This window comes from Nocardioides bruguierae (genome assembly GCF_023656415.1).
GTDB lineage: Bacteria > Actinomycetota > Actinomycetes > Propionibacteriales > Nocardioidaceae > Nocardioides > Nocardioides bruguierae.
This window is the reverse complement of sequence record NZ_JAMOIL010000009.1, coordinates 125,749-145,596: the sequence shown is the minus strand read 5'-3', so window position 1 is coordinate 145,596 and position 19,848 is coordinate 125,749. Positions and strand designations below refer to the sequence as shown.

At 73.5% G+C, this 19,848-nt stretch carries 19 protein-coding genes and 1 tRNA gene; 12 read left to right on the top strand and 8 right to left on the bottom strand.

Annotation, left to right across the window (positions count from 1 at the left end; all coding sequences use genetic code 11):
* The first annotated feature begins 200 nt into the window (after positions 1-200).
* On the top strand, positions 201-1,958 hold the full coding sequence (argS, locus tag M8330_RS08550) for an arginine--tRNA ligase (RefSeq protein ID WP_250826998.1): 1,758 nt from the start codon (positions 201-203) through the stop codon (positions 1,956-1,958).
* A 64-nt stretch (positions 1,959-2,022) separates the two neighbouring features.
* Here argS and M8330_RS08545 read toward each other — a convergent pair whose 3' ends face one another.
* Positions 2,023-2,277, bottom strand: coding sequence for a hypothetical protein (locus M8330_RS08545; RefSeq protein ID WP_250051231.1), 255 nt, complete (start codon positions 2,275-2,277; stop codon positions 2,023-2,025).
* Positions 2,278-2,303: 26 nt separating this feature from the next.
* A complete protein-coding gene (locus tag M8330_RS08540; RefSeq protein ID WP_250051579.1) occupies positions 2,304-4,028 on the bottom strand; it encodes a sodium:solute symporter family protein in 1,725 nt (574 codons plus the stop codon).
* A gap of 274 nt (positions 4,029-4,302) precedes the next feature.
* Between M8330_RS08540 and M8330_RS08535 the strand changes: the two genes are divergently transcribed.
* The 3 genes from M8330_RS08535 to M8330_RS08525 all read left to right on the top strand — a co-directional run bounded on the left by M8330_RS08535 (position 4,303) and on the right by M8330_RS08525 (position 6,050).
* Positions 4,303-4,836 (top strand): toxin-antitoxin system HicB family antitoxin, encoded by a 534-nt coding sequence (locus M8330_RS08535; protein WP_250826997.1) that lies wholly within the window; start codon positions 4,303-4,305, stop codon positions 4,834-4,836.
* Between the two features lie 130 nt (positions 4,837-4,966).
* A complete protein-coding gene (locus M8330_RS08530; RefSeq protein WP_250826996.1) occupies positions 4,967-5,803 on the top strand; it encodes a DUF4097 family beta strand repeat-containing protein in 837 nt (278 codons plus the stop codon).
* Positions 5,804-5,873: 70 nt separating this feature from the next.
* The gene (locus M8330_RS08525; protein WP_250051238.1) at positions 5,874-6,050 is read left to right on the top strand and encodes a hypothetical protein; all 177 of its coding nucleotides are present in this window, start codon (positions 5,874-5,876) and stop codon (positions 6,048-6,050) included.
* A gap of 56 nt (positions 6,051-6,106) precedes the next feature.
* Here the strand turns inward: M8330_RS08525 and M8330_RS08520 are convergent, their stop codons facing one another.
* Both M8330_RS08520 and dcd read right to left on the bottom strand, forming a co-directional pair.
* Complete coding sequence (locus tag M8330_RS08520; RefSeq protein WP_250826995.1) at positions 6,107-7,102, bottom strand: siderophore-interacting protein; 996 nt, start codon at positions 7,100-7,102, stop codon at positions 6,107-6,109.
* 87 nt (positions 7,103-7,189) lie between these two features.
* On the bottom strand, positions 7,190-7,765 hold the full coding sequence (gene dcd / locus M8330_RS08515; RefSeq protein ID WP_250826994.1) for a dCTP deaminase: 576 nt from the start codon (positions 7,763-7,765) through the stop codon (positions 7,190-7,192).
* Positions 7,766-7,789: 24 nt separating this feature from the next.
* On the opposite strand from dcd, the gene M8330_RS08510 reads away from it, so the two are divergent.
* From M8330_RS08510 to M8330_RS08480, 7 genes are all read left to right on the top strand, one after another.
* On the top strand, positions 7,790-8,599 hold the full coding sequence (locus tag M8330_RS08510; protein WP_250826993.1) for an SGNH/GDSL hydrolase family protein: 810 nt from the start codon (positions 7,790-7,792) through the stop codon (positions 8,597-8,599).
* 31 nt (positions 8,600-8,630) lie between these two features.
* Positions 8,631-8,706 (top strand) — tRNA-Gly (locus M8330_RS08505).
* A 623-nt stretch (positions 8,707-9,329) separates the two neighbouring features.
* A complete protein-coding gene (locus M8330_RS08500) occupies positions 9,330-9,758 on the top strand; it encodes a hypothetical protein (protein WP_250051246.1) in 429 nt (142 codons plus the stop codon).
* Between the two features lie 52 nt (positions 9,759-9,810).
* A complete protein-coding gene (locus tag M8330_RS08495; protein WP_250051249.1) occupies positions 9,811-10,443 on the top strand; it encodes a DUF2461 domain-containing protein in 633 nt (210 codons plus the stop codon).
* Positions 10,444-10,554: 111 nt separating this feature from the next.
* Positions 10,555-11,700: a hypothetical protein gene (locus M8330_RS08490; protein ID WP_250826992.1), complete on the top strand. Its 1,146-nt coding sequence runs from the start codon at positions 10,555-10,557 to the stop codon at positions 11,698-11,700.
* Between the two features lie 113 nt (positions 11,701-11,813).
* The gene (locus M8330_RS08485; RefSeq protein WP_250051251.1) at positions 11,814-12,272 is read left to right on the top strand and encodes an RrF2 family transcriptional regulator; all 459 of its coding nucleotides are present in this window, start codon (positions 11,814-11,816) and stop codon (positions 12,270-12,272) included.
* Positions 12,273-12,514: 242 nt separating this feature from the next.
* Positions 12,515-14,359 (top strand): acyl-CoA dehydrogenase, encoded by a 1,845-nt coding sequence (locus M8330_RS08480; protein ID WP_250051252.1) that lies wholly within the window; start codon positions 12,515-12,517, stop codon positions 14,357-14,359.
* Between the two features lie 146 nt (positions 14,360-14,505).
* Here the strand turns inward: M8330_RS08480 and M8330_RS08475 are convergent, their stop codons facing one another.
* On the bottom strand, positions 14,506-15,393 hold the full coding sequence (locus M8330_RS08475) for an ArgP/LysG family DNA-binding transcriptional regulator (protein WP_250826991.1): 888 nt from the start codon (positions 15,391-15,393) through the stop codon (positions 14,506-14,508).
* A gap of 69 nt (positions 15,394-15,462) precedes the next feature.
* Here M8330_RS08475 and M8330_RS08470 point away from each other — a divergent pair, with 69 nt between their 5' ends.
* Positions 15,463-16,074: a LysE/ArgO family amino acid transporter gene (locus M8330_RS08470; RefSeq protein WP_250826990.1), complete on the top strand. Its 612-nt coding sequence runs from the start codon at positions 15,463-15,465 to the stop codon at positions 16,072-16,074.
* Positions 16,075-16,103: 29 nt separating this feature from the next.
* On the opposite strand, the gene hutI is transcribed toward M8330_RS08470, so the two are convergent.
* From hutI to M8330_RS08455, 3 genes are read right to left on the bottom strand one after another with little or no spacing between them, the layout of a single operon-like run.
* Positions 16,104-17,288 carry an imidazolonepropionase gene (gene hutI / locus M8330_RS08465; RefSeq protein ID WP_250826989.1) on the bottom strand — a complete coding sequence of 395 codons (1,185 nt, stop codon included), beginning with the start codon at positions 17,286-17,288 and terminating at the stop codon, positions 16,104-16,106.
* A complete protein-coding gene (locus M8330_RS08460; RefSeq protein ID WP_250826988.1) occupies positions 17,285-18,616 on the bottom strand; it encodes a formimidoylglutamate deiminase in 1,332 nt (443 codons plus the stop codon). Before M8330_RS08460 ends, hutI begins: the two co-directional genes overlap by 4 nt.
* A complete protein-coding gene (locus M8330_RS08455; RefSeq protein WP_250826987.1) occupies positions 18,613-19,845 on the bottom strand; it encodes an allantoate amidohydrolase in 1,233 nt (410 codons plus the stop codon). Before M8330_RS08455 ends, M8330_RS08460 begins: the two co-directional genes overlap by 4 nt.
* Positions 19,846-19,848: the final 3 nt, after the last annotated feature.

The following is a 19,848-nucleotide window of genomic DNA, read 5'->3' as shown; positions in this document are numbered from 1 at the left end:
CATACTCACGCCCATGCTGATCCGCTGCGAGCGACGTCGGATGCGCCTGTGGGCGCCGTCCGGTCACTCGCCCGTGCTCGGCTGACGCTCCCGCAGGCGCGCCCCGCGCCCTCGGCACCGCTGCGCCCCGCGCCGGTGCCCTCCCCGGCGCGCCGGCCCCTCCGAACCAGGTCGCCGCGCCCCCAGCATCGGAGACCCGCGTGAGCACCACCCTGGCCGACCTCACCAGCACCCTCGACGCACGGTTGCGTGCCGCCGTCCACCTCGCCCTGGCCGGCACGACGTCACAAGACGTGGACGACGACCCCCAGCTGCGCCGCGCCACCCGGCCGGAGCACGGCCACCTCCAGACCAACCTCGCCCTGAGGCTGGCCGCGACCACCGGCGGCAAGCCTCGGGACGTCGCCACCGCCCTGCTCGCCCACCTCGACGTCGCCGACCTGGCCGACGTCGAGGTCGCGGGGCCGGGGTTCCTCAACCTCCGCTGGCGCCCCGAGGTGCTGGCCCGCCTCGTCACCACGCTGCTGACCGACGAGCACCTGGGTGTCCCGCGCCCGCAGCACCCGAGGCGGGTGGTCGTCGACCACTCCTCGCCGAACGTCGCCAAGCAGATGCACGTCGGCCACCTGCGCTCGACGGTCATCGGGGACGCGCTCGCCCGCGTGCTGGCTTTCGCCGGCCACGACGTCGTCCGGCAGAACCACCTCGGCGACTGGGGCACGCAGTTCGGGATGCTCATCGAGCAGGTCGAGGCGGAGCACCTCGACGTCGGGGCCCTCGACCTCGCCGCCCTCGACGCTCTCTACCGGCGTGCCCGGGCACACTTCGAGACCGACCCTGCCTTCGCCGAGGCGGCCCGGCGCAGGGTGGTCGCGCTGCAGTCCGGCGACGAGGCGACGCTCACGGCGTGGCAGTCGCTGGTGGCGGTGTCGGTCGAGGCGTTCGACGCGCTCTACTCACGGTTGGGCGTCGGGCTGACGCACGAGCACGTCGCCGGCGAGAGCAGCTACAACGCAGCGCTGCCGGGCGTCGTGTCCGACCTGCAGGACGCCGGCCTGGTCACCGAGTCCGACGGTGCGCTGTGCGCCTACCTCGACGGGTTCACCGCGCGGGACGGCAGTCTGCTGCCGATGCTCGTCCGCAAGGCCGACGGCGGGTTCGGCTACGACGCGACCGACCTGGCCGCGCTGCGGCACCGGGTCGCTCCCGTGGCCGAGGGTGGCCTGGGCGCCGACCAGGTCGTCTACGTCGTGGACGCCAGGCAGTCGCTGCACTTCGAGCAGGTCCTCGCGCTCGCGCGGTCCGCGGGCTGGCTGCCGGACGGCGTGCAGACGCAGCACGTCGCGTTCGGCACGGTGCTCGGCGAGGACGGTCGCCCGTTCAAGACACGCAGCGGCGAGACCGTGTCTCTGGACTCCCTGCTCGACGACGCCGAGGCCGCCGCCCGCGCCGCCGAGTGGGGCGGGTCGATGCCGGCCGAGGAGCGCGACGCCGTCGCACGGGCCGTCGGGGTGGGCGCGGTGAAGTACGCCGACCTCTCGCACGGGCGGACGCGGGACTACCGGTTCTCGCTGGCCCGGATGGTCGCGATGGACGGCGACACGGGGCCCTACCTGCAGTACGCGCACGCCCGGCTCTGCTCGCTGCTGGCCCGCGCGGGCGACCCTGCGGCTCCGGCTGCACGGCCGCCCGTGCACCCGGCGGAGGAACGGCTGGCCCTGGCGCTGGCGGCCTTCCCGGGAGCCGTGACGACGGTGGCCGAGACCCTGGAGCCGCACCACCTCTGCGCCGCGCTGCACGACGTGGCGGTGGCGCTCTCCCGGTTCTACGAGGCGTGCCCGGTGCTGCGGGCCGAGGGCGAGGAGCGGGAGGGTCGGCTCGCGCTGGCCGCGGCGACGCGCAGCGTCCTGGCCACCGGCCTGGGCCTGCTGGGCATCGAGGCACCCGAGCGCATGTAGCCACCAGGCACGCAGCAGGGCCCGCCCGGAGTTCCGGGCGGGCCCTGACGCAGACGCGGACGCGTCAGTCGGTGGTCTCGGGCACCTTCACGGGCCGCAGCCGCGACCAGGCGATGAAGACGATCCCGACGACCAGCATGACGAGACCGGCCCACAGGTTGGCGTTGGGGCCGCCGGTCTTGTCGGTCTCCGGGTCACCGAAGATCCCCATGAGCACCAGGATCACGCCGTAGATGCCCAGCAGCGCGCCGATGATGTTGCGGATGTCGAAGACACCGGCGTTGTGGGTCTGCTTGTTCTGCACCTCGTTGGCAGGCATGGCTCACTCCCTTCCGTGAGTGCGCGTCAGAACGCGACGTTGAGGACGATGACGATGACCAGGGCGACGCCGGCGAGCGGCAGGGTGCGCTGGTACCAGGGCAGGGTCTTCTCCGCCTCGTCCACCAGGTCCTCCTTGGGCGTCTCGCTGTAGACGAGGCCCCGCAGCTCGGAGGCGGGCTTCGGCGTCGTGACCAGCGAGATGATCACCGAGAGCACGATGTCGACCACGAAGGCCGCGCCGGCGGCCACGAAGGACGCGCCCTGGCCCGAGAGCGGCAGCACGCCGATCGAGATCGCCCCGAGCGTCCCGTCGGAGAGGAACGCCACGAGCACCGCCGAGAGCGTGCCGGCGATGAGGCCGATCCACGCGGCGGTCGGGGTCATCCGCTTCCAGAACATGCCGAGGATGAAGGTGGCGAACAGCGGGGCGTTGAAGAACCCGAACAGCGTCTGGAGGTAGTCCATGATGTTGGAGAACCCGGACGCCAGCAGCGCGGTGAACAGGGCGACGACGGTCGCGCCGACGGTCGCCCAGCGGCCGATCCGCAGGTAGTACCCGTCCTCGCGGTCCTTCTTCACGTACCGCTCCCACAGGTCGAAGGAGAAGACCGTGTTGAAGGCGGAGATGTTGGCTGCCATGCCCGCCATGAACGCGGCGAGCAGACCGGCGATGGCGACGCCGAGCAGGCCGTTGGGAAGAAGGTCGCGCATCAGGTAGATCAGCGCGTCGTTGTAGTCGACGGTGCCGCCGGCACCACCGGTGACGTCCTCGCCCGCCTTGGTCCGGGCGATCTCGGAGACCATGACGGCGGCGATCATGCCGGGCACGATGGTGATGAACGGGACGAACATCTTCGGGAAGGCGCCGATGATCGGCGTCTTGCGCGCGGCCGAGATCGAGCTGGTCGCCATCGCGCGCTGGACCTCGACGAAGTTGGTCGTCCAGTAGCCGAAGGAGAGCACGAAGCCGAGGCCGAAGACGATGCCGACGACCGAGAGGAAGTCGGAGGAGAACCCGGTCAGGGCGGTGCCGGGCCACGAGCTCAGCTGCTGGGCGGCGCTGGGCCCGTCCGGGTTGCTCGCGGCGGCGGACGCGATCTGCTCCTTCAGGCCGCTCCAGCCACCGATCTTGTGCAGGCCGAGCAGCGTCAGCGGCAGCAGCGCCGCGACGATCACGAAGAACTGCAGCACCTCGTTGTAGATCGCGGCCGAGAGCCCGCCGAGGGTGATGTAGGAGAGCACGATGACCGCGGCGACCACGAGCGCGAGGTAGAGGTTCCAGCCGAGCAGGGCCTGGATGATCGTGCCGAGCAGGTACAGGTTCACGCCGGCGATCAGCAGCTGCGCGACCGCGAAGGACAGCGAGTTCACCAGGTGCGCGCCGGTGCCGAAGCGCCGGTACATGAACTCGGGCACCGAGCGGACCTTGGAGCCGTAGTAGAAGGGCATCATCACGACGCCCAGGAACAGCATCGCGGGGATCGCGCCGACCCAGAAGTAGTGGACGGCGGGCAGGCCGAACTGGGCACCGTTGGCGGACATGCCCATGATCTCGACGGCGCCGAGGTTCGCCGAGACGAACGCGAGGCCGGTGACCCACGCGGGCAGCGAGCGGCCCGAGAGGAAGAAGTCCACCGAGTCGGAGACCTGGCGGCGCGCCACGATGCCGATCCCGAGGACGAACACGAAGTACAGAGCGATGATCAGGTAGTCGACGACGTGCGCCGAGATGATCGTGTCGCTGGCCAGGACCGGGGGTGCCCCGATCGTCAGGCTGTGGGGCCACGTCATGAGCGGGCCTTCCTTTCTTGGGCGTCGTTGCCGCTCGCGTGCCGTCTCACCCGGCACGCGTTCGTTGCGCAGGGCAACCGAGACACCGTAAGTCCGCCGCCGGTGAGCGGCGTCACCCGCCCGGGCGGGAACTCCTCACCCACCCCCGACGACGTCCGCGTGACACCACGCAGACGCCACGGCGACACCATTAACCCTTGCAGTGACGTCAGAGTGGTGTCATAGTGGCGTCATGGACATGACGCCGTACCTCGAGGGCCTCCGCCGGGACCTGCGCGCCGCCACCGACGCCTCCGCCCCGGAGGTCGCCGCCGCGGCCGAGCGCCTCGCCGCGGCGATCGAGCCCGCGGCCCGCCTGGCCCTCATGGAGGCCATCTCCCACGCCACCGCCGAGATCACCTCGGCCATGGCGAGCGGCAGCGTGGAGGTGCGGCTCGACGGCCGCGACCTCGACTTCGTGGTGGACGCCGGCCTGCCGGCCGCACCCGCACCGCCGCCCGCCCCCACGGCACCCGAGCCCCCGGAGCCCGAGGACGACTCGGTCACCCGCATAACCCTGCGGCTCCCGGAGTCGGTGAAGACCCGCGCCGAGGAGCTCGCCGCCCAGGCCGGCACCTCGCTCAACACCTGGCTCGTCACCGCGGTCCGCCAGGCCACGCTCACCGGCCACGGCTCCGGCGACGACGGCACCCGCGTGACCTTCGACGTCAACCTGCCCTTCGGCGGCGGTCGCAGTCGCGGACGCCGGCAGTCCGGCTGGGTCTGAGCCGCCGGCCCCACCCCCAGCACCCACCCGTCCGACCGCAGCCGCGCGCTGCGGCCGCGGACACGCACACCCTCGACCACCCCAGTAGCCAGGCAGCCCGGCAGCCCCGCCGCACGGAGGAGAACCACCGATGACCGACACCCCGCTGCACCGCGAGCTCGACACCCCCGGCCCGCTCGACCTGCTCGTCGAGCTCGGCCGCGGCTCCCTCACCGTCACCCTCGTCGAGGCCGGCGGCACGACGCTGGACGTCCGCGGCAAGGACGCCGAGCGCGTCACCGTCGAGGTCGACGGCGACCGGCTGCGCGTGGCCTCGCCCCGCGGCGGCCTGTTCAGCAGCGACCCCCGGCTCGACGTCGACCTCGTCGTCCCGGCCGGCAGCCGCCTCGACCTGCGCACCGGCTCCGCCGACGTCCGCGTCTCCGGGCGCTACGGGGACGCCGTCGTGCGCACCGGGTCCGGCGACGTCGACCTCGACGAGGCGTCCGCGGACACGACGCTGACCACCGGCTCCGGCGACACCCACGCCCGGCTCGTCACCGGCGCCACCGACGTCCGCACCGGGTCCGGCCAGGTCGACCTCGAGCACCTCGCCGCCCCCGCAACCATCTCCACCGGCTCGGGCGACGTCCGCGTCGGGGAGGCCACGGCGGCGGCCGAGCTGCGGATCAAGACCGGCTCCGGCGACGTGCGGCTCGGCGACGTCGCCTGCGACCTCTCCTTCACCAGCGGCTCGGGCGACCTCGTGGCCGCGCGCGTCCAGCGGGGGGTCCTGACGGTGCGCGGGGCCTCCTGCGACGTGCGGCTCGGCGTGCCCGCCGGCGTCCCGGTGTGGACCGACGTCAACAGCGTCTCCGGCGACTTCAGCTCCACCCTCGCGCCCGTCGGTCCGCCCGCCGACGGCCAGGACCACGTCGCCCTGCGGGCCACCACGGTCAGCGGAGACATCGCCCTGCACCCCGCCTGAGCCCGAGATCCCCGCACCCGACCACCCAGGTCACCACTCACAGCCACAGCCACAGCCACAGGAGCCAGCCATGCCCGAGAACCCCTACCTCGTCGAGACCGCCGCCCGCCAGCAGCGCGAGGCCCGCCTCGCCCGTGCCCAGTCCCGTGCCCAGTCCCGAGCCCGCGTGCGCGGCGAGCGCACCACGCCGGGGCGTCACCGCCTCGCCACGGGCCTGCGCGGCCTGGCCGACCGGCTCGACGGCTGAGCCGACCCGAGCCGAGGGACTGAGCCCGAGCCGAGAGACCAAGCCGACGGGCGCACTCAGCCCCGCATCGCCACGCCCTCGCGCCAGTACCCCATGAAGGCGACCTGGCGACGGTCGAGACCCAGGTCCTTCACCAGCGCCCGGCGCAGGCCGGTGACCATGCGGGACTCGCCGGCGATCCAGGCGTAGAGGTCGTCGAGGCCGGTCTCGCCCGACGGCGCGACGACCTGGTCGACGGCCTCGCCGGAGGAGGAGAACTGCGGGGTCTCCCAGACGTTGTCCTCCACGTCGCCGGCGTCCAGCACCGCACCGGCCGCCGCCGCGTCCCGGGCCTCGAGCCCGTGGCCGAGCCGGGCCAGCACCTCCGCGTGCAGGCGCTCGCCGACGCGGTGCCCGTCGCGCGGGAGCCAGACCAGCTCCACGCCCGCCGGCGCCGCCACGTCCTGCGCGTCGCGGCCGTCGGGCACCTCGAGCACGGCCACGCCGGTGGCGTCGTCCGGCAGCAGCTCCAGGGTCGCGAGGACGGCGGGCACAGCCGTCTCGTCACCGGCGAGCAGGAGCCGCGCCGCGGTGCCGGGGTCGAACTCGATGCCGCCGGTGTGGTGGCCGCGACGGGGCCCGACGATCGCGACCCGCGACCCCTCGCGCGCCTCGGCCGCCCACCGGGAGCCGGGGCCCGCCTCGCCGTGGCCGTCGGTGCCGTGGACGACGAGGTCGACCACGAGCCGGGTGTCGGCGCCGGAGCCGCGCAGTGCCCGCACGGTGTAGGTGCGCATGTACCCGCGCTCCCGCTCCGGCAGCGCCGACCAGGCGGCGTACCAGCCGTGCGCGGGCTCCTCGCCCGTGGCGGAGAACTGCGGCATCGGGCCGTCGGGGTGCGGGAAGACGAGCTTGATCCGCTGGTCGTAGAGCGGCCCCCCGGTGCCGAACTCGGCCAGGTCGGGCGAGGCCAGCTCGACCCGCACGAACGACGGCGTCAGCCGGTCGGCGCGGGTCACCACGCACTCGGTGATGAGGAAGGGCAGCTGGTCGGTCTCGGGCGCAGCGGTCACGTCGGCCTCTCGGCTCGGGGAAGGTGCCCCACCATGCAGTGAGGTAAGGCTTACCTTAGCCGATGGCCCGGGGCTGCCCCAGACGGGTCAGATCTGTGTGCGGTGGAAGTTCTGGAAGGACCGCGACGGCGTCGGGCCGCGCTGCCCCTGGTAGCGCGAGCCGTACTTCGTCGACCCGTACGGGTGCTCCGAGGGCGAGGAGAGCCGGAAGAAGCAGAACTGACCGATCTTCATGCCCGGGTACAGCTTGATCGGCAGGGTCGCGACGTTCGCCAGCTCCAACGTGACGTGACCGGAGAAGCCCGGGTCCACGAAACCCGCCGTGGCGTGGGTCAGCAGGCCCAGCCGTCCCAGCGACGACTTCCCCTCCACGCGCGCGGCCACGTCGTCCGGCAGCGTCACCACCTCGTAGGTGGAGCCCAGCACGAACTCGCCGGGGTGCAGGATGAACGGCTCGTCGCCGTCCGGCTCCACCACCCGCGTGAGGTCCGACTGGTCCAGCGCGGGGTCGATGTCGGGGTACTTGTGGTTCTCGAACACCCGGAAGTACCGGTCGAGACGGACGTCCACCGACGACGGCTGCATCATCTGCGGGTCGAAGGGGTCCAGCGCGATCCGGCCGGCGTCGAGCTCGGCGGAGATGTCCCGGTCGGAGAGCAGCACGGGCGGGAGCCTAGCGTGGACCCCGTGACACACACCGCGGCGTTCCAGCGATACGTGGCCATCGGCGACTCCTTCACCGAGGGCGTCGGCGACCCCGACCTTACCCGGCCCAACGGCGTGCGCGGCTGGGCGGACCGCGTCGCCGAGCACCTCCAGGCCCACGCGGACGAGGCGGGGCAGCCCTTCGGGTACGCCAACCTGGCCATCCGCGGCCGCAAGCTGCGGCCCATCCTCGCCGAGCAGGTCGACCCCGCCCTCGCGCTCGAGCCCGACCTCGTCACCGTCTACGCCGGCGCCAACGACATCCTCCGCCCCAACGTCGACCTCGACGCGCTCGTCGGCGACTACCGCACCGCCCTCACCCGGATCGCCGCCTCCGGCGCGCGCCTGCTCGTGTGGACCGCCTTCGACCCCGGCGGCTCCGCCACCTACCGCATGCTCCGCGGACGCTTCGCCCTCTACAACGAGCTCGTCCGGGAGGTCGTCGACGACCTCGCCGCCGAGCACGACGCCCACGTCGTCGACTACTGGCGGATGCGCGAGTACCGCGACTGGGGCTACTGGGACGAGGACCGCATGCACATGGGCACCCCCGGCCACGACCTCATGGCCACCCGCGTCCTCGACACCCTCGGCGTCCCCCACGAGCGACCCGTCCCCAGCCCCGTCGAGCGCCCCGCCCTCCCCCGCCGCGAGCAGCTGCGCCACGACGCCGACTGGCTGCGCCACCAGGCCGCCCCCTGGGTGCACCGCCGCCTCACCGGCCGCTCCTCCGGCGACGGCCTCGACGCCCGCTGGCCCACCCTCACCCGGATGCCGCAGGCCGAGGACTGATCGACTACGCTGCAAGCGGCCTCACGGCCACGCGGATGTAGCTCAGTTGGTAGAGCGCGACCTTCCCAAGGTCGATGTCGCGAGTTCGAGTCTCGTCATCCGCTCCAGCTCCCAGGGTCGCGCTCCAGAGCGCGACCCTGAGACATTTCCGGGCAAGGTCGATGTCGCGAGTTCGAGTCTCGTCATCCGCTCCATATCGTTCGGTCGCCTCCGGCGACATGTCGCCGGGCTTATACCCCCGTTCTTCGCTCGTCGGCTCGGCACGCGCGTTCGCTGCGCTCACGGCCCGCACCTCGCCTCCGTCACTGCAGAACGGGCGTCGCCCGACGACGCTTCGTGCGGCTGCGAGGGCCGGGACTTCAGGGATTCCGGCTGAGCCTCGATCCCGTCGTCCACCAACCCCGACCCCCCTCCCGGTATCGCGCGGCACCAGGACGGCGGTTCGTGACGTCGCGTCGGGGACGACACGCCACCGCTCCAGACCAGTGCACGGGTGATTCCCGACCTCACATACCGACGGAATGCTCGGACGTCGCTCGGACAGCCGTCCGAGCCGCCGCACGCCTGAACCGGCGCAATTGCGACAGGGCAGCCCTGCACACGACCGACCCAGACCCCTACTCATCTGACATCTCTGCAGGTCAGGTGCCAGTGATTGACACGTGTCCGGGATTGTCCGATGGGCCACCTGCCGCTCAGCCGACCGGCGGGATCTCTTAACCTTGGCTCCATGACCAGTGTTCTCGGGAACCACTTCCTCGGCGACCTCGGGCCCGTCTTGGAGGACCAGGTGCACGACCTGCTGTGCACCCACTTCGACGGCGTCGGCCTCTTCAACGGCGGCTGGACCGTCGAGGACGGCGACAACGGCGTCCTCGTGTGGGTGGAGCGTCTGGGCGACACCACCCTCATCGAGCTGGAGGCCCCGGCCTTCGCCGGCCTGCGCTGCGCCACCTCGCTGATCGAGGAGGCCCTGCGCTCCACCGGCCGCACGATCGGCAACGGCGGGCTGCTCGTGGAGAAGACCCCCGACGGTCGCTCCAACGTCGCCATGACCACGCACCTGGCCGCGGACCCGCTCGACGCCCCGGCCCTCGTCGCCGCGGTCGCGCGCATCCTCGACGACGTCGCCTCGCTGAAGCACGCCGCCGCGGCCTGACCGGGCCCACGGGCCTGACCGGGTGGGGCCGGCCCGTCTAGGGTCGGCACTCGTGGACTTCACCGGCTTCCCCGTCGCGGCGCTCGACTTCTACGACGACCTCGAGGTCGACAACACCAAGTCGTTCTGGGAGGCGCACAAGCACGTCTACGCGGAGTCGGTGAAGGCTCCGATGACGGCGCTGTGCGCCGCCCTGGAGCCCGAGTTCGGCAAGGCGAAGATCTTCCGGCCGTACCGCGACGTGCGGTTCAGCAAGGACAAGACGCCCTACAAGACCCACCAGGGCGCCTACGTGGCCGTCGCCCCGGCGACCGGGTGGTACGTGGAGATCTCCCCCCGCGGCCTGCGCACCGGCGCCGGCTTCTACGAGGCCTCCGGGCCCCGACTGGCCGCGTTCCGCGAGGCCGTGGCCCACGAGCTCTACGGCCCCGAGCTCGAGTCGCTCGTCACCGGGCTCGAGGCCGAGGGCTTCGAGACCGGCGGGGACCGCCTCAAGACCTCCCCGCGCGGCTTCGACGCCGACCACCCGCGGATCGAGCTGCTCCGGCACAAGTCGCTGACGCTGGGGCACCTGGTGGGCTTCGAGCCCGTCATCCACACCGCGGACGCCCTGGAGATCGTGCGGGACGACTGGCGCCGGCTCAGCCCGTTCATCGACTGGGTCCGCCGCCACGTCCAGGACTGACCGCTGCCGCGGAAGAAGCTCCGGCCGACGTCGTCCACCGTTCACCACGCCTCCACCGAGGCGTCGCGAGCGCGCCGTCGTGACGTCGGCGCGCGCTGCGAGCCTGCCGCCATGGCCAAGCGCAGGTTCGTGATCCAGGTCGGCCTCCACCACGCCGGGGCCGGCAGCCTCGGTGAGGCGCTCGCCGCGAGCGCCGAGACCCTGGCCGAGCACGGCGTGCACGTGCCCGCGCGCTCGCGCGAGGACGCCCGGGACGCGGCGCTGGAGCTGCGTCGCCTGCACCGGGCGCACGGTCGCCGCCGCAAGGACCTGGAGGGCAGCTGGGCCCGCCTGTGCCGGCGCGCCCGCAAGCCGTCCTCGGCGGTGCCGGGCGCGGTGGTCGTCGCCGAGGACCTGCTCGCCGGGGCCGGCAGCGACCAGATCGACCTGCTGCTCGACTCCCTGGCCGGCTTCGAGGTGCACGTCGTGGTGACCGCGGCCGACCCCTCCCACCAGCTGGTGCGCTCGTGGGTGCAGGCGGTGCGCGACGGCTCCTCGCTGACGCTGCCGCGCTACGCCCGCCGCGTCCTCGCCACCGACTCCGAGCACGACGAGGCGCTCGCGTTCCAGGCCGAGCAGGACCTGCCCGAGGTCCTCGGCCGCTGGGCGAGCGAGGTCGGGCGCGCGGACCGCGTGCACGTCGTCGTCCCGGACGCCGGCCAGGACGCCGCGTCCGCCTCGTGGGCCGTGGTCGCGCGGCTGGTGGGCGTCGACCCGGTCGCGGTGCCGCTCGACCTCGAGGGCGATCCCGAGCCCGACCTCGCCGGCCTGGCCGTGCTGCGCGAGGTCAACGAGGCCGTGGACGGGCGCACCGACGCCGCCACCCGTCGCGCCACCGCACTGACCAGCATCCTCACGCCCGCGGGCGGCGACGCCCCCGCCGACGTCGACGACCTGCTGGCGCTGCTGCCCGAGACCATGCTCGCCGACCTGGAGCAGCGCGGCCGCCTGTGGGCCAAGGCCGTGCAGGACGGCGGGCACAGCGTCACCGGCGACCCCGAGCGACTGGTCCCCGCCCTGCCGGCCACCGCCACCCCGGCGGAGCCGGACGTGGAGCACCGCCTCCAGGTGGCCACCGACGCGCTGGCCGACCTGCTGGTCGACGTCGCCCGGCTGCGCGAGCAGGTCGGCGACCTCGAGCACCGCAACGCCCGCCTGGAGAGCAAGCTGGAGAAGAAGAAGCGCAAGCTGCGCGACCGGCTGGCCGAGGCCGGCTGAGGCGTCGGCCGGCGCGCACCCGACACCCGGCGGACATCACCGGGCTCACGTCCGGGCCGGGGCGAGGCGAGTAAGTCGACCGACTCGGTCGACTGGTCTGGAATGATGGTCCCGTGCGCGTCTCTGCCAAGTCCGACTACGCCCTCCGGGCGCTCGTCGAGATGGCCGCGCGCAGCGAGGGCAAGGCCGTCAGCGCCGACGAGCTGGGGAGGCTCCAGGAGATCCCCCGGCAGTTCCTCCAGGCCATCCTCGCCGACCTGCGCCGGGCCGGCATCGTGCTCTCCCAGCGGGGCCAGTCCGGCGGCTGGCGGCTGGCCCGCCCGGCCACCGACGTCTCGGTCGCCGACGTGATCAGGGCCGTCGACGGCCCCCTGGTCAGCGTCTACGGGCTGCGCCCGGAGGCGGTGGAGTACAACGACTCCGCCGAGGTGCTCCAGCACGTGTGGATCGCCGCCCGCCGCAGCCTGCGTGCGGTGTTCGAGCAGGTCAGCATCCAGGCCCTGGCCGATCGCGACCTGCCGCCCGAGGTCGTGGCCGCCACCGAGGACGAGGACGCCTGGCAGCCGCACTGACGGCCGCCGTCCGCTCCTGCCCCTCCCGGGCGTCGCCCCACCCCTCACCACCGTTCAGCGCACGGTCGTGGAGGGGTGCTTGTGGTCCACGTTACCCACGGGTATCCTCCAAGTTACCGGTGAGTAGAACACCGGGCTGCGTGCCGGACGAGAGCGCGTGGCACCCCACGCCGTCCGAGGCCGCAGCCTCGTGGGCACACGTCCCCCGCAACGCACGACCGCACGAACCCGGAAGGTGGGCCATGAGCCACTACCAGAGCAACCTGCGCGACATCGAGTTCAACCTCTTCGAGCTGTTCAAGCGCGACGAGGTCCTGGGCACCGGCCCGTTCGCCGAGGTCGACGCCGACACCGCCCGCGAGGTGCTCGCCGAGGTCGACCGCATCGCCCGCGAGGACCTCGCGGCCTCCTACGTCGACTCCGACCGCAACCCGCCGGTCTTCGACCCGACCGCCTCCACCGCGCCGGTGCCGGCCTCCTTCAAGGCCAGCTACGACGCCTGGATGGAGTCGGAGTTCTGGCGCCTGCAGATCCCCGAGGCACTCGGCGGCACCCCCGCCCCGTCCACCCTGAACTGGGCGATCGCCGAGATGGTGCTCGGCTCGAACGCCCCGGTGTGGATGTACGCCGCCGGCCCGTCCTTCGCCTCCGTGGTGGAGCGCAACGGCAACGAGCGCGACAAGCGCATCGCCGAGCTGATGGTCGAGAAGGGCTGGGGCGCCACGATGGTGCTCACCGAGCCCGACGCCGGCTCCGACGTGGGCGCCGGCCGCACCAAGGCCACCCAGCAGGCCGACGGCTCCTGGCACATCGAGGGCGTCAAGCGCTTCATCACCTCGGCCGAGTCCGACCTGCAGGACAACATCATGCACCTGGTGCTCGCCCGCCCCGTGGGCGTCGAGGGCCACGGCGGCCCCGGCACCAAGGGCCTCTCCCTGTTCCTCGTGCCGAAGTACCACTTCGACCACTCCACCGGTGAGCTCACCGGTGAGCGCAACGGCGTCTACGTCACCAACGTCGAGCACAAGATGGGCATCAAGGTGTCCAACACCTGCGAGCTCACCTTCGGCGAGAAGCACCCGGCCCAGGGCTGGCTGCTCGGCGAGGTGCACAACGGCATCGCGCAGATGTTCCAGGTCATCGAGAACGCCCGGATGATGGTCGGCACCAAGGCCATCGCCACGCTGTCGACCGGCTACCTGAACGCGCTGGAGTACGCGAAGTCCCGCGTCCAGGGTGCCGACCTGACCCAGTCCGGCGACAAGACCGCGCCGCGCGTCACCATCACCCACCACCCCGACGTGCGCCGCTCGCTGATGACCCAGAAGTCGTTCGCCGAGGGCATGCGCTCGCTGGTGATGTACGCCGCCTCCTGGCAGGACCGCGTGATGGTGGCCCAGCACGCCGGCGAGGAGGACAAGCTGGCCGAGGCCGTCAACGACCTGCTGCTCCCGATCGTCAAGGGCTACGGCTCCGAGCGCTCGTGGGTGCTGCTGGGCACCGAGTCGCTGCAGACCTTCGGCGGCTCCGGCTTCCTGCAGGAGTACCCGATCGAGCAGTACGTCCGCGACGCCAAGATCGACACGCTCTACGAGGGCACTACCGCGATCCAGGGCCAGGACTTCTTCTTCCGCAAGATCGTCAAGGACCAGGGCACCGCGCTCGGCCACGTCGCCGAGGAGATCAAGGGCTTCCTCGCCTCCGAGGCCGGCAACGGCCGCCTCAAGGAGGAGCGCGAGCTGCTCGGCCGTGCGCTCGAGGACGCCAACGCCATGGTCGGCCTCATGATCAACGACCTGATGAGCGCGCAGGAGGAGGTCCGCAACCTCTACAAGGTCGGCCTCAACACCTCCCGCCTGCTCATGGCCCTGGGCGACGTCGTCACCGCCTGGCTGCTGCTGCGCGGCGCCGAGGTGGCCCTGACCAAGCTCGGTGGCGACGCCGGCAAGGACCAGGCCTTCTACGAGGGCAAGGTCGCCTCCGCGAAGTTCTTCTGCCACGAGGTGCTCCCGAGCATCCGCGCCGAGCTCAAGAAGGCCCAGACCGTCGACCTCGACCTCATGGACCTCGACGAGGCCGCGTTCTGACGCACCCCCGACTCCTCACCCGCCCGTGATCGGGTGAGGACGCTCCACCCGACGGCCCGCCGGACACCACGTCCGGCGGGCCGTCGTCGTTCGTCGGGCCTCGGTCTCGCGACGGTCGCAGCGCGGCCTCCTCGACCAGCGGCGCCTCACGGCCGCAGCGCCCTGGCGGCGTCCCGGACGGCGGCGCTCAGCCGGTCCAGCAGCGCGGAGTCGAGCCGCCACCGCTGCCAGTGCAGGTCCACGTCGAGAGGCCGGACGGCGGGGTGCGGCAGCGGCACCAGCACGTCGGTGCCGAACGCGGGGTCGTCGGCCTGCGGCTCGGGCAGCATCCCCCAGCCCAGGCCCACCCGCAGGGCGGCGACGTAGTCGGTGGAGGTCGGCACCTCGTGCACGGCCGCGGCGGGGGCGACCCCCAGGCGCGCGAGCAGGTCGGACTGGAGGCCGTCCTTGCCGTTGAACCGCACCAGCGGCAGCCGGGCCCAGTCGACCGCGCCGTCCGGGCCCGTGCAGCGGGCCAGCAGCGCGGGGTGGACGACGGGCAGGTACCGCATCGCCCCGACCCGCTCGGTCGAGCAGCCCTGCACGGCGACCGGCTCGTCGGTGACCGCCGCCAGGGCGCGCCCGGAGCGCAGCAGGTCGGCCGAGAACGCCTGGTCCTCCACGTGCAGCCGCAGCTCCACGTCGTCCCAGGCCGCGGCGGTGGCGAGCACGCCGTGGAACCAGGTGGCCAGCGAGTCGGCGTTGATCGCCACGCTCAGGCGGGTGCGGCCGGCCGCTCCCGGGTCCAGGACGGCGGCGGCCTCGGCGTCGAGCAGGGCGTGGGCGCGCCCGAGGCGGACCAGCACGCTGCCGGCGTCCGTGGCCTCGCAGGGGCTGGCGCGGCGCACCAGCACCTGGCCGACGCTCGACTCCAGGGCGCGGACCCGCTGGCTCAGCGCCGACGGGGTCACGTGCAGGGCGCGAGCCGCCGCCTCGAAGGTGCCGTGGTCGACCACCGCGACGAGCGCTTCGAGGTGGTGGGCCGGGTACTGCATGAAGTCACGCTAAGGCATCCGTAGATTCCTTCGCTGGTCTTCACGTTCCTGCGCCCCGAGAGTGGAGCCGTGGACCTCCTCGCCCTCGCCGCCGGCCTGCTCGCCGGCCTCTCGCTCATCGTCGCCATCGGCTCGCAGAACGCGTTCGTGCTCCGGCAGGGGCTGCGTCGCGAGCATGTGGGCGCGGTGGTGGTCATCTGCACGCTCTCCGACGTGGTGCTGATCCTCGCGGGCGTGGGCGGGGTGGGCGCTCTGGTGTCAGCGGTGCCGTGGCTGATCACGCTCATCCGCTGGCTCGGCGTCGCCTTCCTGGTCGGGTACGCCCTGCTCTCGTTCCGACGGGCGTGGGCGGGCGGGGAGGCCCTGGCCGCGGGCTCGGGCGTCGGGGCCACGCTGTCGGCCGTCGTCGTCCAGGCACTGGCGCTGACCTGGCTGAACCCGCACGTCTACCTCGACACCGTGCTGCTGCTCGGCTCGCTGGCCAGCAGCCACGGCCACCCCGGTCGCTGGTGGTTCGCCGGCGGCGCGATGGTCGGCTCCGCGATCTGGTTCACCGGCCTGGGCTACGGCGCCCGCTTCGCCGACCGGTTGTTCTCCCGCCCGGTCGCCTGGCGCGTGCTCGACACCGTCATCGGGCTCACCATGCTCGCCATCGCCGCCTCCCTGGCCCTGGGGGCATGAGCCCCCCCCCCCCCCAGCCGAGTCGGCGGTCAGAGGGGGCGGCCGCCGATCCAGGTCCGGCGCACGAGGGGGACGCCGGGGCGGTAGGCGAGGTGCACGTGGCTGGGCGCCTCGAGCACCACGAGGTCGGCACGGCGGCCGGGCTCCAGCACACCGACGTCGTCCCGGGCGAGGGCACGGGCGCCGCCGGCGGTGGCGGCCAGCACGGCCTCGGTGGGGGTCATCCCCATCTCCCGCACGGCCAGGGCGACGCAGAACGGCACCGAGCTGGTGAAGCAGGAGCCGGGGTTGCAGTCGGAGGCGAGGGCGACCCGCACGCCGGCGTCCAGGAGGCGTCGGGCGTCGGGGTAGGGCTGGCGGGTGGAGAACTCCACGCCGGGCAGCAGCGTCGCCACGGTGCCCGACCCGCGCAACGCGTCGACGTCGGCGTCGTCGAGGTAGGTGCAGTGGTCGACCGCGACGAGGCCCAGCTCGCAGGCCAGCTGGACGCCGGGGCCGGGCCCCAGCTGGTTGGCGTGCAGGCGGCCTGCCAGACCGACCTCGGCACCGGCGGCGAGGACGGCGCGGGCCTGGTCGGCGTCGAAGGCACCGCGCTCGCAGAACGCGTCGATCCAGCGGGCGTGCGGGGCCGCAGCGGCCAGCATCGGGCCGGTGACCAGGTCGACGTACCCGGCCGGGTCCTCGGCGTGCTCGGCCGGCACCACGTGCGCGCCCAGGAACGTCGTCTCGGTCGTGAACTGGCGGGCCACGGCCAACGAGCGCGCCTCGTCGTGCACGGAGAGGCCGTAGCCGGACTTGATCTCCAGCGTGGTGGTGCCCTGGGCACGCATCTCGGCGACCAGTGCGGCCACGTGCGCGGTCAGCTGCTCGTCGCTCGCCGCGCGGGTGGCGGCCACCGTGGTGCGGATGCCGCCGGCGGCGTAGGACTCCCCCGCCATCCGGGCCGCGAACTCCGCGCTGCGCTCGCCGGCGAACACGAGGTGGCTGTGGCTGTCGACGAACCCCGGGAGCACGGCGCGGCCGGCCAGGTCGACGGCCAGGTCGGCGGCGGGCGCCTCGGCCGCCGGGCCGAGCCAGGCGACCCGGTCGCCGTCGAGCACCAGGGCGGCGTCGCGCAGCACGGTCTCGGCCCCGGGCGCGTCCGTGGGGCGCCCCGCCTCGTCCGTGCGACCCGTGAAGAGCTCGCCGATGCCGGTCAGCAGCGTGGAGGTCATGCGTCCACCTTCTCCCACACGGCGGCGATCGCGTCGGCGAGCAGCCGGCCGACCTCGGCCTCCTGCCCGCGCTCGTGCACCACGCGGCCGTCGGTGACCACGCGGACGACGTCGGCGCCGGTCGCCGCGAACACCGCCGTGGCCTCGTCGGCCCCGGTGCCGGCCGTGCGCACGCTCGCGGTGTCGAGGGTGACGAGGTCGGCCCGCGCCCCGACGGCGATCCGCCCGGCGTCGGGCACGCCGAGGCTCGCGTGCGCGGTGCCGGCCGCGAGCAGCTCGGCGGCCGACCAGTGGCCGCGTGCCTGCGTGGCCAGCCGCTCGTCCAGCTCGACGGCGCGCATCTCCTCGAACAGGTCGACGACGGCGTGGCTGTCGGACCCGAGGCTGAGCCGGGCGCCGGCGTCGTGCAGGGCCCGGCTCGGGCCGATCCCGTCGCCCAGGTCGCGCTCGGTGGTGGGGCAGAAGCAGGCCCACGTGCGCGCCCCGCCCAGCAGCGCGACGTCGGCGTCGGTCAGGTGCGTGGCGTGGACCAGGGAGGTCGCCTCGGTCAGTGCGCCGGCCTCGGCCAGCAGGCCGGTGGGGGTCAGGCCGGTGGCCGCCAGGCAAGCCTCGTTCTCGGCGACCTGCTCGGAGAGGTGCACGTGCAGCGGGCCGTCGGCGGGGTCGTGGGCGCGCAGCTGCTCGCGGGGCACGGCGCGCACGGAGTGGTAGGCGCGGCCGAGCACCAGGTGGTCGGCCGGGCGGACCTCGTCCCACCGGGCGAGCCAGGCGTCGGCGTCCCCGTCGTCGTAGCGCACCTGCGCGCCCTCGGGCGCGCGGCCGAACCCCGAGGACAGGTACAGCGTGTCGAGAAGGGTGATCCGCAGGCCCGCCTCGGCGGCGGCGTCGACCAGGGCGTGGCCCATCGCGTTGGGGTCGTCGTACCGGCCGCCGTCGGGGCGGTGGTGCAGGTAGTGGAACTCGCCGACGCCCGTGACGCCGGTCGCGACCATCTCGCGGAAGACGGCGGTGGCCAGCGTCCGGTAGGAGTCGGGGTCGAGCGTGGCGGCGAGCGCGTACATCTGCTCGCGCCACGTCCAGAAGGTGCCGCGCTCGCGCTGCGTGCGCCCGCGCAGCGCGCGGTGGAAGGCGTGGCTGTGCGCGTTGGCCAGCCCCGGCACGGTGAGTCCCCCGACCCGCTCCGGGGCCGCCTCCCCGGCCCTCGCCGACCAGTCGGCCTCGACCCGGGTGAACCGGCCGTCGCTCACCTCGACCAGGACGTCGTCGGCGACCCGGGCAGCGGCACCCTCGCCCACCCAGGCGCGGGTCAGCAGCCAGCGGGCGCTCACGTCAGCAGCTCCGCGAGGACGTCGGCCAGCGCCTCGACCCCGACCAGGCAGTCGCCGGTCTCGGCGCTCTCCTCCGGCGAGTGGGAGACGCCGGTGGGGTTGCGGACGAACAGCATGGCGGTGGGCACGCCCGCTGCGGCGAGGATGCCGGCGTCGTGCCCGGCCGCCGACGGGATCACCGGCCAGGCCTCGTCCCCGGCGCCGGCACCGGTGCGGGTGCGGGCCCCGATGCGGCCGATGCGGGACGTGAGCGCGACGTCGAAGGCGACCGAGGCCGAGACCGACTCCGGGGTCACGGTCAGGGCGGTGCCGTCGCGCTCGGCCCGGTCGGCGGCCTGGCGGGCGATGGCGTCGACGAGGGCGGCGAGCGCCACGTCGGAGTCGGCCCGCGCGTCGAGCCAGCCGGTGACGCGCGAGGGCACGGCGTTGGTGGAGTTCGGGGCCACGTCGAGGCGGCCGAAGGTGGCCCGCTGGCCGGCCAGCCGTGCCTGCTTGTTGGCGGCCAGCGTCGTCATCGCGAAGGTGAGCATCGGGTCGTGGCGGTCCTCCATCCGCGTGGCCCCGGCGTGGTCGGCGCGACCGGTGACGTCGAAGCGGTAGCGGCCGTGCGGCCAGATCTCGCTGGCCAGGCCCACGACGGCGTCGGTGTCGACGAGGTGGCGCCCCTGCTCGACGTGCAGCTCCACGAAGCAGCCCACGTTCGCGAGGTCCAGGAGCGAGCCGGTGCCGAGGTCGGCCGCGGCCAGCGCGTCCTCGAGGCTGGTGCCGGCGCGATCACGACGTGCGAGCGCGTCCTCGAGGGCGACCTCGCCGGTGACGAGCCGGGAGCCCAGGCAGGCCAGCCCGAAGCGGGAGCCCTCCTCCTCGACGAAGGCGCTGACACCGAGGGGGCGGACGGGCGCCACGCCCCGCGCGCGCAGCACGTCGACCGCGGCGAACGCCGAGACGACGCCCAGCGGACCGTCGAACGCGCCGCCGTCGAGCACCGAGTCGAGGTGGGAGCCGGTGAGGACGGAGGGGCCCTCGGCCCCCGGGGCCTCCCACCACGCGACCATGTTGCCGAGCAGGTCGGTCTCCAGCCGCAGGCCACGCGCGGCGGCCTGGCCGACGAACCACGCCCGCAGCTCGTTCTCCGCGGACGTCCACGGCTGGCGGAAGTACCCGCCGGTGGCGGCCGAGCGTCCGACCGGGGCCAGGTCGGCCCACATGCGCTCGAAGTCGTCGACCACCGG

Excerpts from the sequence above, each read along its gene's own strand:
- M8330_RS08545 (WP_250051231.1), bottom strand. The coding sequence starts at position 2,277 with ATGCCTGCCAACGAGGTGCAGAACAAGCAGACCCACAACGCCGGTGTC.
- M8330_RS08530 (WP_250826996.1), top strand. The coding sequence starts at position 4,967 with ATGACCGACACCCCGCTGCACCGCGAGCTCGACACCCCCGGCCCGCTC.
- M8330_RS08525 (WP_250051238.1), top strand. The coding sequence starts at position 5,874 with ATGCCCGAGAACCCCTACCTCGTCGAGACCGCCGCCCGCCAGCAGCGC.
- M8330_RS08475 (WP_250826991.1), bottom strand. The coding sequence starts at position 15,393 with ATGCAGTACCCGGCCCACCACCTCGAAGCGCTCGTCGCGGTGGTCGAC.
- M8330_RS08490 (WP_250826992.1), top strand. The coding sequence starts at position 10,555 with ATGGCCAAGCGCAGGTTCGTGATCCAGGTCGGCCTCCACCACGCCGGG.
- M8330_RS08535 (WP_250826997.1), top strand. The coding sequence starts at position 4,303 with ATGGACATGACGCCGTACCTCGAGGGCCTCCGCCGGGACCTGCGCGCC.
- hutI (WP_250826989.1), bottom strand. The coding sequence starts at position 17,288 with ATGACCTCCACGCTGCTGACCGGCATCGGCGAGCTCTTCACGGGTCGC.
- M8330_RS08480 (WP_250051252.1), top strand. The coding sequence starts at position 12,515 with ATGAGCCACTACCAGAGCAACCTGCGCGACATCGAGTTCAACCTCTTC.
- M8330_RS08500 (WP_250051246.1), top strand. The coding sequence starts at position 9,330 with ATGACCAGTGTTCTCGGGAACCACTTCCTCGGCGACCTCGGGCCCGTC.